This is a genomic window from Variovorax sp. GW821-FHT09D04, assembly GCF_059416405.1.
In genome coordinates, this window is the sequence record NZ_JBWKPA010000006.1 from 1 (window position 1) to 16,028 (window position 16,028).

The 16,028-nt window shown below is 70.0% G+C and carries 3 protein-coding genes and 1 pseudogene; 1 reads left to right on the top strand and 3 read right to left on the bottom strand.

What is annotated here, in order from left to right:
- Positions 1 to 291, bottom strand: a pseudogene (locus AC07O4_RS18960) (TRAP transporter substrate-binding protein); the annotation flags it as partial.
- A gap of 141 nt (positions 292 to 432) precedes the next feature.
- Here AC07O4_RS18960 and AC07O4_RS18965 point away from each other — a divergent pair.
- Positions 433 to 1,215 carry an IclR family transcriptional regulator gene (locus AC07O4_RS18965; protein ID WP_062481672.1) on the top strand — a complete coding sequence of 261 codons (783 nt, stop codon included), beginning with the start codon at positions 433 to 435 and terminating at the stop codon, positions 1,213 to 1,215.
- A gap of 16 nt (positions 1,216 to 1,231) precedes the next feature.
- Here AC07O4_RS18965 and AC07O4_RS18970 read toward each other — a convergent pair whose 3' ends face one another.
- Both AC07O4_RS18970 and AC07O4_RS18975 read right to left on the bottom strand, forming a co-directional pair.
- Positions 1,232 to 8,305 (bottom strand): prealbumin-like fold domain-containing protein, encoded by a 7,074-nt coding sequence (locus AC07O4_RS18970; protein ID WP_495305332.1) that lies wholly within the window; start codon positions 8,303 to 8,305, stop codon positions 1,232 to 1,234.
- 107 nt (positions 8,306 to 8,412) lie between these two features.
- Positions 8,413 to 15,903, bottom strand: a complete 7,491-nt coding sequence (locus AC07O4_RS18975) for an OmpA family protein (RefSeq protein WP_495305333.1) — start codon at positions 15,901 to 15,903, stop codon at positions 8,413 to 8,415.
- Positions 15,904 to 16,028: the final 125 nt, after the last annotated feature.

The window sequence follows — 16,028 nt, forward strand, 5'->3', positions numbered from 1 at the left end:
GAGCGACGTGGTGGCCGGTGCCGACATCTGCTGCACGCCGCCCTGCAAGGCCGACTGCTGCTGCATCTCGTTGCCCAACTGCGAGGCGGGGAACTCCTGGACCTTCATCTTGCCGCCGCTCTTGGCCGAGAGCAGCTCGGCAAAGCGCTTGACGCCGAAGCTCACGGGGTGGTCGGCGTTGTTCAGGTGGCCGAAGCGGATCACGCGCTCCTGCTGCGCTTGCGCAACAGCAGGAACGACCAGGGCGAGGGCAAGGCCGGCGGTGGCCAGCGAGCGGTAAAGCGTTCTCAAAGTTGTTCTCCAGCGTGCGATGTGAGCGGTCCATGCCGGGGCGCTTCACACGCGCTCCGACTCCTGGCGGCGCGATCTTATCGATTTAGTGGAAAATCTTTCTACTAGTGAAAACACTTGGCAAAATGCTAGAGTCGTCTCATGACAGCCATACTCGAACGCAGCTTCAAGGTGCTCGAACACCTCTCCGGCCACCCCGAGGGCCGTGCGCTTTCCGCGCTTTCTGCCGAGCTGGAAATGCCGTTGAGCGCCACCCACCGCCTGCTGAGCGAACTGGTGCGCTACGGCTATGTGCGGCAGGACCAGAGCCATGGCGACTACATGCTGACCATCAAGCTGGTGTCGCTGGGCCTGAGCTTCTTGAGCAACAGCGGCATCGTCGACGTGGCACAGCCGCTGCTCGACCGACTCGCGGTCGCGTCGGGCGAGTTGGTGCGGCTGGCGGTGGTCGACGGCGACGAGCTCACCTTCGTCGCGAAGGCGCAAGGCGCCACGCGCGGGCTGCGCTACGACCCGGACATGGGCCTGTCGGTGAACCTCTCATGCAGCTCCGCAGGCCACGCCTGGCTCTCGACCATGACGGACGAGCAGGCGCTGCAGCTCGTCGCGAAGCAGGGCTTCGGCCAGCCGGAAGACTTCGGCCCCAAGGCGCCGACCACCGTGAAGGCACTGCTCGTGTTCCTGCGCGCCACGCGCAAGCGCGGCTTCTCGATGATCAACGAGGTGTTCGCCCCCGCGATGACCGCCATGGCCGCGCCGGTGCGCGGTGCGCACGGCGGCGTGATCGGCGTCATCACCATCGCGGGGCCGCTGGTGCGGCTCACGGAAGAACGCATGCTCGCGCTGGGCCCGCAGCTGCTGGCCGCGGCGGACGACGTGGCGCGGGCCAGCGGCGCGTCCGCACTGTTCAAGCGCCGGGCCTGAAGGCCCTGCCAGGTCTTCAGTCCACCTTCACCTGGAACAGCACGAAGCCCGTACCGCCCGGCTCGACCGTGCCCGTGAAGCGCCAGTCGATCGCGCCCGTGCCCCCTGCGGGTTGAACGGTGGTGCAGGCCACCGCGCCCGCGGGCGGCGTGTTCGCCGGCGTGGTCTTGACGCAGCCCGTGAGCGACGCCGGCGTGGTGCCGGTGGTCGCACTCACGAAGGTGGTGTAGCCCGGCGTCATGTCGTTCACGACCATGCTGCGGATCGGCGCGTCGCCGTTGTTCGTGTAGGTGATGCGGTACTCCAGCGTCTCGCCCGACTTGGCCTGGTTGTTCACGCCGAAGGTGCCGCTTTGCGTGATGTTGCGCACTTCCTTCTTCAGCTCCAGCGCCACGCCCGACACCGTCGTGAGGTCGTCGAGCGTGAAGCTGCCGCTGAGCGACGGGCTCGCGTTGGTATAGGTGAAGTCGGCGCGGATCGTCGCCTTGTTGTTCGAGCCCAGCGGCGCCGTGGCGGGAATGAACTCCTGCACGATCACGCAGACCTTGCCCGCGAAAGCCACGGGCGTGGCCGCCGCGCTCGGCGGGTACAGCTGCGCCGCGCCGGGCTGCAGGCTGCCGGTGCAGCCCACATCGGCGAAGACCTTCGTCGTCCAGCCGGTGATGGCCGGCGTGGCCGTCTCGCTCGCCACGCTGAAGCGCACCTGCCCTGCCGTGCCGGCCGTGAAGGTGTGGGCGTAGGTCACGGTGCTGCCCGGCAGGCCGGTCTTGGCACCGTCGGTCGCGAAGGCGCTGTTGTCGACGTCGCCGAAGTTCAGGTTGGCGTGGCCCGTGCCGTTCCAGCTGAAGGCGATGCGGTCGGGCGTGCCGGTGCGCGTGTAGGTGTAGGTGCCACCGGCCGCGGCCACGGCCGAGCCCGAGGGCAGCGCGACGCTGCCCACCGAGGCGCCCGTGGACACGCGCGTGCCCGGGTTGGTTTCTTCCACGCACATCGCCGAGCCTGTGGCCGTACCGGCCGGCACGCTCAGGCTGTAGGCCCCCGACGCGTCCGTGAGCGCGCTCGCGTACACGGTGGCGCCGCAGTTGGTCAGCCGCACGCTCACGCCCGACAACGGACCTTCGCCGCCGTTGACGATGCCGTCGTTGGCCGTGCCGCCACCCACGCCGTTGTCCAGGAACACGCGGCCGCTCACGATGGCCGCGAGCGTGTTGGTGAAGGTACAGACCACCGCCGTGCCGTTCGTCAGCCCGGCCGCGGGCAGCGTGACGGTGCCCGCCACCACGTCGACGGCCGCCGTCGCCCCGCCCGCCAGGCCCGTGCAGGTCGCGCCCGAGAACGCGAAGCCGCCGGGCATCGAGGCCGCGACTTCGGTCAGCACCGTCTGCGTGTTGGCCGTGGTGAGCGTCTTGATGGTGCCCACCACCGTCGAGCCCGCCACCGAGACGTTGATGCTGTCCGAGCCGAAGCCGTTGGTGCCGCTGAACGCGAAGGTGCCCGTGCCGCCCAGCGCCTGCTTGCGGATCTGCACCGTCGGCAGGCGGTTGTTGCTGTAGGTACAGACGATGGCCTTGCCGGCGTCGCCCGCGCCGATCACCAGCGTGTTGCTGGCCTGCCCGTTGGTGCCGCTCAATGCGTTGGCCGTGGCGCCGCCGTCGGCGGTACACGACAGCACGGTCGTGTAGTTGGCCAGCGTGCCGGTGGGCATCGTTTCCGCCGGGAAGGTGATGGTGTTGCCCACGGCCGCCACCACCGCCGTGCCGCTGTTGCCGGCCGTGGGTGCGGTCGCGGTGAACGCGGCCGTGTTGTTGGTCCCGCCCGTGGTCGCGCCGATGCTGGCGACGTTGCCCGCTTCGCTGTTCGCGCCCCAGGCCTTGCGCACCTGCAGGGTGACCGTCTTCTTCGCGTTGGTGTAGGTACAGACGATGGCCTTGCCGGCGTCGGCCGCGGCAATCGCCAGCGTGTTGCTCGCCTGGCCGTTGGTGCCGCTCAGCGGGTTGGTCGTCGCACCGCCGTCAGCGGTACACGCGAGCACGGTGCTGTAGTTCGCGAGCGAGCCGGTGGTCATCGTCTCGGCCGGCAGCGTGAGCGTGCCGCCGACGACCATCGACACCGCCGCGCCGCTGTTGCCCGCGGTGGGTGCCGTCGCGGTGAACGCCGACGTGTTGCTGCTGCCGCCCGAGGTGGCGCCGATGCTGGCCACGTCGCCGTTCGTGCTGTCCGCGCTCCAGGCCTTGCGCAGCTGCACGGTGACGGTCTTGGGCGTGTTGGTGTAGGTACAGACGATGGCCTTGCCGGCATCGCCCGCGCCGACCAGCAGCGTGTTGCTGTTCTGCCCGTTGGTGCCGCTGAGCGCGTTGGCCGTGGCGCCGCCGCCGGCCGTACAGGCCAGCACCGTGGTGTAGTTGGCGAGCGTGCCCGGCGCCATCGTCTCGGCCGGCAGCGTGATCGTGTTGCCGGCCTGCACGGTCACGGCCGTGCCACTGTTGGCGCCCGTGGGCGCCGTCGCGGTGAAGGCCGTGGTGTTGCTCGATCCGCCCGCGCTCGCGCCGATGCTCGCCACGTTGCCTGCGATGCTGTTCGCGCCCCAGGCCTTGGCGATCTGCAGCGTGGCCGTCTTCGGCGTGTTGGTATAGGTACAGACGATCGCCTTGCCCGCGTCGCCCGCGCCAATCAGCAGCGTGTTGCTGGCCTGGCCATTGGTGCCGCTCAGCGTGTTCGCCGTGGCGCCGGCATCGGCGGTACACGACAGCACGGTGGTGTAGTTCGCCAGCGTGCCCGTGGTCATCGTCTCGGCCGGGAAGGTGAGCGTGTCGCCCGCGGCCACCGACACCGCGGTGCCGCTGGTGCCCGCCGTCGGCGCCGTCGCCGTGAACGCGGCGGTGTTGTTCGCGCCGCCCGTGGTCGCGCCGATGCTCGCCACGTTGCCCGTGGTGCTGCCGGCGCTCCAGGCCTTGGCCAGTTGCAGCGTCGCGGTCCTGCGCGTGTTGGTGTAAGCGCAGTTCACGGCGCTGTCCGACGGCATGGTGAAGCTGCGGCTCAGGCCGCTGCCGCTCACCGTCACCGCGCTGCCGTCCGACACCTTGGTACAGGCCAGCGTGGTGGTGTAGTTGGCCGCGTTGCCGGTGGTGAAGGCCTCGGCCAGCGTCACCGTGGCGCCGCTGGCCGCGGTGGCCGTGGCGTTGGTGGTGGTGGCCGGCGCGGTCGACGTGCCGGCGGTCGCGCCCGTCACTTCGGCGGCGCTGCCGCTGACCGTCAGGTTGACCTTGTCGCCGGCGATGGCGCCGCTCCAGCTCTTGGACAGCGTCACCGCCGCCGTCTTGCGCGTGTTGGCGTAGGTACAGACGATGGCCGTGTCGGCCGCGCCCACCGTCAGCGTGTTGCCCGACAGGCCGCTGGTGCCGGTGCAGCTCAGCGCGCTGGTGTAGTTGGCGGCGCTGCCGGTGGTGAAGCTCTCGGCCAGCGTGATGACGCTGCCCACGGGCACGGCCTGCGCAGCGCCGGTGTCGGTCTCGGCGGCCGTGTTGGCCACCGAGGCCAGCGTGGTGAGGCCCGTGCCGGTGACGCTCACGGCGTCGTTGACGATCGCGCCCGACCAGGTCTTGGCCAGCGTGACGGTCGCCGTCTTCGCGGTGTTGGTGATCTCGCAGACGATCGGCAGGCCCGCATCGGCGTTGCCCAGGGTCAGCAGGTTGCCGCTGAGCGAACCGCCGCCGGTGCAGCTCCAGGCGCTGGCGGTGTACGAGCCGGCGTTGGTGCCGAACGGCGTCTCCGACAGGGTCACGGTGTCGCCCACTGCCACGCGCTGCGCGCCGCCGGTGTCGGTTTCGTTGGGCGTGTTGGCCGTGGCCTGCAGGTTGAAGGCGTAGCCGATGTTGTGGTTCGGGTGCACCGTGCCCGAGGCGGTCAGCGTGAAGGCGTCGTTGACCAGCGCGTTGACCCACTTCTTGCGCAGCTGCACGGTCGGCGCCTTGGCGTTGGTGACGGTACAGACGATGTTCGAGCCCGCCACCGTCGCCGCGGCGTTCAGCGTGAACTGGTTCGTGTTCTGCGCGGTGCCGCGCGTCACCGTGCCGCCGCTGCCCATGCCGGTGCAGCTGACGTCGGTGATCACGTAGTCGGGCACACCCGTGGCCGGCGTGTAGGTTTCAGTGAAGGTGGTCGCCGTGCCCGTCGCGGTCAGCGTCTGCAGCGGCCCGTTGACGACCGTGCCGGCCACGGTGGTGGTGATGGTGTGCGCGGCCACGCCATTGGTGCCCGTGAAGTCGAAGCCCGCCACGCCGCCGAGTGAACGCTTGGCGAGGGTCAGGGTCGCGGGCTTGCCGGTGTTGGTGTAGGTACAGACGATGGCCTTGCCCGCGTCGGTCGCGCCGATCAGCAGCGTGTTGCTGTTCTGCCCGTTGGTGCCACTCAGCGCGTTGGCCGTGGCGCCGCCCCCTGCCGTACACGACAGCACCGTGTTGTAGCTCGCGAGCGAGCCCGTGGGCATCGTCTCGGCCGGCAGCGTGATGGTGTTGCCTGCCACCACGTTCACCGTGCTGCTGTTGCCCGCCGTGGGCGCGGTCGCCGTGAACGCCGTGGTGTTGCTCGCGCCGCCCGTGCTCGCGCCGATGCTCGCCACGTTGCCGCTGATGGCGCCGGCGCCCCAGGACTTGGTGATCTGCAGCGTGGCCGTCTTCGGCGTGTTAGTGTAGGTACACAGGATCGCCTTGCCCGCATCGGCCGGGCCGATCAGCAAAGTGTTGGTGGCCTGCCCGTTGGTGCCGCTCAGCGCGTTGGCCGTGGCGCCGCCGCCGGCCGTACAGGCCAGCACCGTGTTGTAGTTCGCCAGCGTCCCCGTCGGCATCGTTTCAGCGGGGAACGTGATGGTGTTGCCGGCGACCACGGTCACGGCCGCGCCGCTGTTGGCACCCGTGGGCGCCGTCGCGGTGAAGGCCGTGGTGTTGTTCGCGCCGCCCGTGCTCGCGCCCAGGCTCGCCACGTTGCCGGCGATGCTGTTCGCGCCCCAGGCCTTGGCGATCTGCAGCGTCGCCGTCTTCGGCGTGTTGGTGTAGGTACAGACGATGGCCTTGCCCGCGTCGCCCGCGCCGACCAGCAGCGTGTTGCTGTTCTGTCCGTTGGTGCCACTGAGCGCATTGGCCGTGGCACCGCCACCGGCCGTACACGCCAGCACCGTGTTGTAGTTCGCCAGCGTGCCCGGCGACATCGTCTCGGCCGGCAGCGTGATCGTGTTGCCCGTGGCCACGGTCACGGCGGTGCCGCTGGTCGCGCCCGTGGGGGCCGTGGCCGTGAAGGCCGTGGTGTTGTTGGTGCCGCCCGTGGAGGCGGGAATGCTCGCCACGTTGCCCGTGAGGCTGTTGGCGCCCCACGACTTGACCAGCTGCAGCGTGGAGGTCTTCGGCGTGTTGGTGTAGGTACAGACGATGGCCTTGCCCGCGTCGCCCGCGCCGATCGTCAGCGTGTTGGTCGCCTGGCCGTTGGTGCCGCTCAGGCTGTTGGCCGTCGCGCCGCCACCGGCGGTACACGACAGCACGGTCGTGTAGTTCGGCAGCACGCCGCCGTTCATGGTTTCCGCGGGGAAGGTGATCGTGTTGCCGGCCGCGACGGTCACGGTCGCGCTGGTGTTGGCCGTCGGCGCCGTCGACGAGAACGCCGCGGTGTTGGCCGCGCCGCCCGTGGTGGCGCCGATGTTCGCCACGTTGCCCGTCACGCTGATGGGGTTCCACGACTTGGCCAGTTGCAAGGTCGCGGTCTTGCGCGTGTTGGTGTAGGTACAGACGATGTCCTTGCCGATGTCGCCGAGGGCGATCGTCAGCGTGTTCGACACCTGTCCGTTGGTGCCGCTCAACGTGCTGGCCATCGTGCCGCTGTTCACGGTGCACGACAGCACGGTGTTGTAGTTCGCCAGCGTGCCGGTGGTCAGTGTTTCGGCGGGCAGCGTGATGACGTTGCCGATGTTCACGCCCACGACGGAGCTGGAGGCGGCAGTGGACGCCGTCGAGGTGAAGGCCGAGGTGTTGCTGGCGCCGAAGAAGTTGGTCCCGCCCGTGGAGGCGCCAATGCTCGCCACGTCGCCGGTGTTGCTGCCGGCCGACCAGGCCTTTGCGAGCTGCAGCCTGACCACGTTGAACTGGATGACGACGAGGCCGTTGCCGCCGGTGGAACCGGTCAGCGAGGCGCGCGTTCCGCCCACGCCGACGCCGTTCTGGTAGAGCGTGTTGCCCTGGTTGGCCGGGTTGGAAGCCGCCGAGTAGCTGCCGTCGGCCCCGGCGGTGATCACGCCGCCGGTCACGCCCGTGCCGATGAAGCCCGAGCCGCCGCCGCCCGGTCCGTTGTAGGAACAGCCGACCGAGACGGGATTGGGCGTGTTGCTGCACTGGGCCATGCCGCCGCCGCCGCCGAACCAGCCGCCGCCGCCGCCGCCACCGCCCTCGTACTGGAGGGGGGTGCCACCGACCGCCGAGCACCCGGTGCCGCCCTGCAAGGCGCTGCCGTCAGTGCCGGCCGGACAGGTGGCCGCGACGGTCCCCGCACTCGGGGTGCCGCGCGCACCGCCAGCGGCCTGGGTGCCGCCCCGTCCGCCCGTGCCGGTGGACGAGCCGCCGTTGGTGCCACCGCCGCCGCCTGGCACCGGGCTGCCGACGTCGGTCCAGAAGGCGCTGCCGCCGCCGCCGCCTGCAATCAGTCGTGCGGCGGCCGCCGAAAACTCCGTGCCGCCGTTCCACAGCGCACTCATGCCGCCGCCCGACGAACCGGCAACGCCCGCGTTCGCGCCATTGCCGCCGCCGCCCCCGCGGCCGTAGGTCGCGCCGGTGCCCCCGTTCTGCCCGCCCTGCCCCACCGTCACCGCCATGGCGGTGCCGGGCGTGACCGACACGGTGCCATCGGCGAAGCCGCCGGCGCCCCCGTTGGCCGAGTTGCCGCCGGCCGCCGTAGAGCCGCCGCCGCCGGCGCCCCACATCGTGACGCGCACCGACGACACGCCCGCAGGCACCGTGAAGGTCTGCGCCGAGCCCGAATGGGTGAAGGTCACGCAGCTGTTGTAGCCCGACTGCGGCGTGCACGCAGCGGTTGCAGCCTGCGCACCTGGCATGGCAAACAGCCACAAGGCCGTCGCGGCAAGCACACCCTTCAACACCCCGCCGAGCCGCGCCATCCCGCCCGCTTCGTTTCTCGTTCTGCTTTGCATCATGGTCTCGTTCAGCGGGTTTCCTGCGCGGCCGCGGCGATCACGACCCAGCGGCTCTTGGCGCTGCTGTCATCGCCTGCGACAGGCTGCGTGTCTTCTTTGGTGTCGGTGCGCAGGCGCAGCACATCCACGCCGCGCCCGATCAGGTAGCTGCGCACCGCGTTGGTCCGCTGCGCAATGAGCTGCATGCGGTCGTCAGCGCTGCCTTGCGCATCGGCATGGCTGATGTGGATCACCACCTGCGCCTCGGTCGCCTTGATCTGCGCGGCCAGCGTGTTCAGCGTGTCGTGCGCCTGCGGCTTGATGAAGGACTTGGCGGGCTCGAACAGCGCCTCGGCCTGCAGCACCGTGCGCATCGGCAGCGGTGCCACTTCGGGCGCATCCGCAGCCACCTTCTCTGCCTTGGCAGCCTTGGCCACGTTCGTCTCCCCGGTCGACGCAAACCCCAGATGCGTCTCGTCGAACTTGAAGCGCAGCCGCACATAGGCGCCCTTGCTCGTGTACTCGTTGGCCGTCAGATCGCGGTCGTTCAACCCTACGAAGTTGTAGCCCGCCGACACCCACATGTTCTTCTGCACCTGGTAGCCCACCTCGACGCCGAAGGTCTTCTGCAGCGCGCCGCCCTTGCCGTACAGCAGGCCGGCCTGCACGCCGAAGTCCCAGTCCTGGTTGATGTCCTGCGTGTAGCGCGCCTGCACCAGGTGCGCCCAGTACTTGCTGGCCAGCGTGCCGTCGTCGGCGCGGCTGAGCTTGAAGGCATAGCGCGCCATCACCGCCTTGCCCGGCTCGGGGTTGTAGTTGACGTGCGCCGAGACGATGTCCGCGCTGGTCTTGCCCGGCAGGCTGGCGCCGTTGTCGGCGCCAAAGACGCTGCTGCCCTGCAGCGCGCCGGCCGCATTGCCCGCGCCCACCACGCGCTCGGAGCGACGCTCGTAACGTGCCAGCGCGTTCCAGGTGTCGTCGTCCACCGGCCGGTAAGCGATGCCGATCTGGTGGCGCTGCAGGTGGCGCTCGTTGCCCGCGTTGGCGCCCTGGCCTTCGCTGTCGCTCACGATGCTGCGCGCCAGCAGGCTCCAGGACGGATCGAGCTTGAAGCCGAAGCCGGCGCTGAACAGGCGCGTGTTCGCATCATCACCCCGGCGGGCTTCGTACACGCCGCTGGCCTTGATCCGGTCGGTGATGTATTCGATGCCGCTGGTGATCGCGGTCGATTCGCCCAGCCCGCCGGCATAACCCGTGCCGGTGTTCTTGCTGTTGCTGTAGCCGCTCATGTCGCGCGTGTGCTCGATGCCCCCGGTCACGCGGATCTGCTCGTTGACCTTGAAGGTGTTGCGCACCCCGATGGCCGCCTGCACGCCGCGCCCTTCGGCGCCGTCGGCGATGCGGTACTCGTTGTACACGCGACCGCCTTCCATGTAGTTGCTCTCGATGCCGACGATGCCGGTGTTGTTGCGCTGCGTGCTGTCCAGTTCGTAGGGGCCGTTGAGCGTGGAGATCAGCTCGTAGCGCCCGTACACGCGCGTCTTGTCGGTGATGGCGTAGTTGCCGCCCACGGCCAGCACGTGGCGCTTGCCGTCCTTGAGGTCCTGCTCGCCTTCCACGAACACCTGCGCACCGGCCACGCCGGGCACCTCGGTCGACAGGCGCCCGCGCACGGTCGTCTGGCTCTGCGTGTCCACGCCGGCTGCGGCGGCGGCCGCGCCCAGCGTGGTCACGCTGTTGGCGCCGATGCTGCTGCCCATCTGGCCGTTGTAGGTGGAGATCTGGCCGTAGTCGAAGCCCGAGGTGGAGCCCAGCGCGTTATTGCTCTGGCCGTGGCGCAGGCCCACTTCGGCGACGGTCTTGTCGCTGAGCTTCTTCTGCACGCTCACCGTGGCGCCCTTGCGCTCGTCGACCTGGGCCGCGTCCTTGCTGTAGAGCACCTCGCCGCGCACGGCCAGGGTCGGGTCGACGCGGTACTCGGCGCGCGCCGAGGCTTCGGTGTGGCCGGCCGAGAAGCTGGCACCGGGGTTGTCGAAGCCCTTGCTGGTCTTGGCCGCCAGGGCCACCACGGCCAGCTTCTCGTCCTGGTAGCGCGCTTCCACGCGCGCGCCGTGGCCGTGGCCCTTGTCGTCGGAGTCGGTCTTGACCAGTTCGGCCGCCACGCTGGTGTTCTGGCCGATGCGCGCCACGCCCGTGAGCGCCTGCAGGTTGCGCTTGTTCTGCGGGTTCTGGTCGGTGGAAGCCACCACGCCCAGCTGCAGGTTCTCGCTGACCTTCACTTGCACGTCGGTGCCGGCCACGGTGAACTTGGGGCCGCCACTGTCCACTTCGTAGGTGACGCGGATCGACTGCGGGTTCAGGTTCGCGTCGATGGAGGCGATGGCGTGCGTGAACAGGATGCGGCGCGTGAGCGGCTCCACCGTGTAGTCCACGAAGCGCGCCACGGCCGTGCGCTGCAGCACGATGTTGGGCTGGTTGCGGTCGCGCACCACGATCTCGATCTGTTCGCTGTTGTCCACGAACTCGCCGTTGCTGGCGCTCAGGTAGTACGGGCCCGAGGTGCCCAGCGCGCGGAACTCCTCCACCTGCTGGGTCTGGGCGGTGCGCGAGACATAGCTGGTGGCGCGCACGTTCTCGTCCTCGTACACGTGCTTCAGGCCCGTGAGCGAACGGTTGCTCTGGCTGAGGTTGCGCACCTCGGTGCTGCTGGCGGTGGTGAAGTCGCCGTACAGCAGGTAGGAGCGGTTCTTGTCGATGCGCACGTAGAGTTTCTGCGTGCTCTGGGCGTCGAAGCCCTTGACCGCGGAGTCGCCGTAGATCGGATAGAACTCGTCGGGACGGATGTCGCGGAACAGGCGGTCCTTGCGGGTCTTGTCGGAGTCGTAGGCGGCCGTGAGCAGGTACTCGCCCTTGACGGTGCCCTTGAAGAAGAAGGCGGCGCGACCGCTGGCGCGGCTGTTGGTGCCTTCGTCCTTCAGGCCCGAGAGTTCCGCCTCGAAGGCGGCGCCGGCGGGCATGGCGCCGATCGGCAGCTTGCCGCGCTTGGTGAAGTCGAGCACGCCTTCGACGATGCCCACGCCGATCATGGGGCGCATCTCGGGCAGCAGCGCCAGGCGCACTTCCTTGACGAAGGTGCCCGCGCTCACGCGCAGGCGCGCATCGCCGGGCTCGCCCGGGGGCATCAGCTGGAACTCCGCCGCGCCACCGTCCATGAAGACCTGGGTGCCGGGCTCGGTCGGGTTCAGGTCTTCGGCCAGCCAGCGGCCGCGGTCGGTCTCCAGCGTGAGTTGCGTGCGGGCGGTCACGGGCACGCCGGCCGCGTCGATCAGACGCACCTTGACGACGACGGGCGTGCGCAGGTCGGCGCGGGCCACCTCGGGCAGGTCGACCTCGATGGCGCCGAGCTTGTCGGGGGCGACGACGGTGATCTCGTCGGCGCTGCCGCGCACGTTGCCGAAGCCGTCCACGGCTTCGAGCTTGAGGGTGTTGACGCCGGGGCGCAGGGCCACGCCGATGTATTCCCAGGCGGCGATGTTCTTCGATGCCAGCTGGGTCTTCTTGCCCACGCGGCGTTCTTCCAGCGCGGCGCCGTTCACGCTCAGGCGCAACGACGTGCCGGCCGTGCCCTTGACGCGCACGTTGATCGACTGGCCGGCGACGGTGTCGCGGTCCTTCAGGCCGATGAAGCCCAGCGTGTTGTTCTCCAGCTGGGGCAGCAGGGTCTCGAGTTCGATGGGACTCGGAACTGCCTGGGGCAGCAGCGGGTTGGCGCGCGGCTCGAGCATCGCGCCGCCGGTGCCGATGGGGCGCATGGCCTGCGCGCCGACGCCGGTGGCCGAGCCGCTGGTGGGCGACGACGGCAGGCCCGAGGTGGGCACGCCGTTCAGCGGCGAGAACAGGCTGCCGGTAGGGATCGCGGGCTGCACGCCCAGCGTGCCGCCCATGCTGCCGCCACCGCCGCTGACGAAGCTGCTGGCGTTGCCCGGCGCCACGGGCAGCGCGATCAGCGGCGCCGAGGTGGGCTGCACCGCGCCCGTGCTGCCGCTGGCCAGCGCCTGGCCGGTGGCGGGCAGGCCGCGCACGTCGCCCACGGGCACGACCTTGCCTTCGGGGTCCAGGCGCAGGCGCACCTGCGCTTCGGCCTCGGTGTCGGGACGCGCGGCGATGGCGGCGCGGCGTGCGGCCACGTCGGCAATGACACTCTTCTCATCGCAGTTCGTGATGATGAAGTTGGCCTTGTGGAACTCGCCCTTCTTCAGGTCGACGAAGCGGCTCTCGGGGGTGCCCGAGTTGCGGTTGTCGAGCACTTCGAGCTTGGCGCCCAGCGGCAGCGTGGTCTGGTCCAGGCGCAGCACGTGGGTCACAGGCTTGAGGCCGTACAGGCTCCACTTGCCTTCGATGTCGGTGACGACGTGGGTGCCGTCTTCCATGTACAGGCGCACGCCGGGCACACCGATCTCGTCGGCACCCTCTTGGCGACCGTCACGTTGGCCGTCGCGCTTGCAATCGAGGTACACCTTGCCGAAGGCGAAGGCGTCGTCGGAGAACACACCGCCCGTCACGCGCACGGTCCAGTTGGCCAGGTTCGACTGGATCGGGCCCGAGGTGGCGCGTGCGCGGTTGATGGCGTCGCCGTTGGTGGGCGCGCCCACGCCGATGCGCACGCGGTAGCGCACCATGGCCGACTGGTCGGGGGCCACCACCAGCGTGGGGTAGTTGAAGATCAGGCCCGGGCCGGCGCCGCCGGCGGGGTTGGGCACCACTTGCCCGTTCAGGCGCACGCTGTTGGCCACGTACGCGAAGCCCGGGGGCAGCGTGTCGTTGAAGGTGACGCCGGTGACGGGGAAGCCGGTCTTGTTGGTGACGGTGAGCGCGTAGTCGATGAAGTCGCCGAACTCGACCTGGCGCTTGCTGCCGTCCTTGCGCAGCACCAGGCCCAGGATGTTGCCCGGGTCGAGCGGGATGTGGTTGTGCACGGCGTCGCACGGCGTGCCATCGGGCTTGGCGCCGGCCTGCACCTGGAAGTAGTAGCTGGTCGGGTCGGCGTCCTTCGGGGGCACGGCGCTGGGCACGACGGCGCCGCAGCTGTTGAACGAGCCACCGGTCACGGGGATCAGCTGCGAGGGGTAGACGTAGCCGCTGCCGGCCGGCGGCGTGACCGACAGCGCGTACGTGCACAGGCCCGTCACCGGCGGCGTCTGCAGGTAGAACTGGTAGGCGCCGTCGGCACCCGTGGTCATGGAGACGCTGCCGTTGGGGTTGAGCGTGTAGGTGCCCGAGTCGGCGCCGTAGATCTCGGCCGCGGTGATGGGCCCGGCCGTGCCGCTGCTGCACGACTGGCGCGTGTAGGTGACCAACGCGCCGGCCACAGGTTGACGGGTCAGTGCGTTGTAGACCGTGCCCTGCGGATCGACCAGCAGCGCCTGCACCGAGGTGGCGGTGGCCGCCAGCAGCATGGTGGGCGTGACGTTGACGGTGTTCTGCTCGAAGGCGGCAGCCCAGGCCTTGTTGGTGAGCGACACGCGCCCGCCGACGGCCGATGCCTTCTCGGTGATGCGCACGCTCAGGCGGATCTGTTCGCTCTGGCCCGGGGCCAGCGCACGGGCGCCGTCGGTCAGGCTCAGCGCCACTTCGGTGGGCAGCTGGAAGGGGTCGGCGCTGTCCTGCGTGGTGCGGTTGCAGGTGGCGCGGCCGGTGAAGCCGGTGGCGGCGTTGAGGTTGCCGTTGGCGGCCTTGGGCGGGCCCAGCAGTTCCCACGACGCGACCTGACTGCTCGACTTGTCCATGTCGAAGGTGCAGTTCAGGTTGTCGATCACGCGCACGTTGGGCGCGGCGACGGCGCCGGTGTTGGTGACCTTGAAGGTGTAGTCCAGCTCGTAGACGCCGGGCGACACGCGCCGCGCCATGGAGGCCTGCTTGGTCAGCGTGAGCGTGGGCAGCTGGGTCGACACCGGCGTGGGCGAGGTGTCGTTGTTGGGGTTGCCGTCGCCGTCGGCGTCGGGGTTGTCGCCGTTGACGGAGTCGTCCAGGGCCACCGCGGGGCCGCCGGCATTGAGGGCGCCCGAGGCCTTGACGGTGTTCAGCAAGGTGCCGGTGCGGCCGGTGAAGTTGATGCGCGCATCGAACTGCACCGTCAGTTGTGCGCCCACAGGCAGCACGGCGCCGTCGGCCAGCAGGTTCGAGGCGGCGGCGGTGCCCTTGAAGGCGGGGTTCGGCGCGGCGACGGTGCCGCCGCTGGGTGCGGGCGCGATCACGATCGAGCCGGGCACGATGGTGTACTGGTTCGCGCCGGGCACGGCGGCTGCCGTGTAGCTGCCGAACTGCGTGGCGCCCGCGCCTTCCATCACGTCGGCGGCCTGCACGCCATACAGCCAGGACGTGCCGTAGTTGCGCACGTTCACGCTGAAGCGCACGGTGGCGGTGCCGTCGGTCTTGCCGTCGGCGCTGCGGTTCACGCGCGGAGTGGACGCGGCCTTGGCCACGCCGATGCGCGCCTGGCTGGAGCTGATGACGATGGTGTTCGAGGGCACGGTGGCCGGGCCGGTGCCGTCGTTGTACTGGCTGTGCGCGGTGTTGCGGATCTCGCCCACCTGGTCGGCGTTGACCTTGACGGCGAACTGCATCGCGATGGACACGTTGCGCGCCACGGGCGTGGAGATGCCGATGGCCACTTCGACGGCCGAGGCGTCTTCGGCGGTGCGGTAGCTGAACGCCGGATCGTTGGCCAGGCGGTACAGCTTGACGGCGTTGGCGGCCGTGGTGCGCAAGGTGCCGGGCACGTACTGGGTGCCGGCGGGCACGGGGTCGCGCACGAGGACCAAGGCAGAGGGCGCGCCGTTCACGAGCAGCGGCGTGTTGGTGGGCGCGATGACGTTGGACGGCTGCGCGTCCTGCGCGCCGATGTTGGTGCCCGAGACCGAGAAGTCGATGCGCGTCTGGCCGGGGATGACGTTGCCGGGGTAGCTGGCCGACTTGACCAGCTGCAGCGCGGCGGCGTTGCCGACGGTGACGGTGTCGCGGTTGATGGCGGTGAGGCCTTGCAGCGCGGTGGTGGCCGTGAGGCCCACGCAGGCCACGCCGGTCGCGGCCGTGGGGATCGTGCCCTGCACCAGCAGCGCGGCGGTCTCGCCGGGCTTGAGCGCGATGGCGCCCGCGGCGTTGAGCTGCACCACCGGATCGGCCGCATCGACCACGCCGTTGTTGTTGCTGTCGCGCACGACGCGAAGCGCCGACAGATCGAGCGTGTCGGCCGCGCAGCCGCCGGCGTTGTTGGCCAGCGCCAGCGTGTAGGTGGAGGCGACGTTGCCGGTGTTGGTGAGCAGGTGGCTCAGCGTGACGATGCTCGCCGGCGGGCGCGACAGCGACTGGTCCTGCGTGAGCACCAGCGCTTCCACCGGCAGCACCGTGGCGATCACTTCGTTGGACGAGATGGTCTCGGTCTGCGCCAGGCCGTTGGGCACGTAGGTGCCCGTGGCGATGCTGCGGATCACGATGCCGGCGGGGGCGGGTGCGGCGTTCACCTGGGCGGCACCTCCCAGCAGCAGCGCTGCGCCAGCGGCGAGCGCGGCAGCCCATCCGCGCCACGATGGCCGGTGTGTGCTCCTGGGATTGAAAGTGAACAGCATGCCGCGAACCCTTGATCGAT

Excerpts from the sequence above, each read along its gene's own strand:
- AC07O4_RS18970 (WP_495305332.1), bottom strand. The coding sequence starts at position 8,305 with ATGCCAGGTGCGCAGGCTGCAACCGCTGCGTGCACGCCGCAGTCGGGC.
- AC07O4_RS18965 (WP_062481672.1), top strand. The coding sequence starts at position 433 with ATGACAGCCATACTCGAACGCAGCTTCAAGGTGCTCGAACACCTCTCC.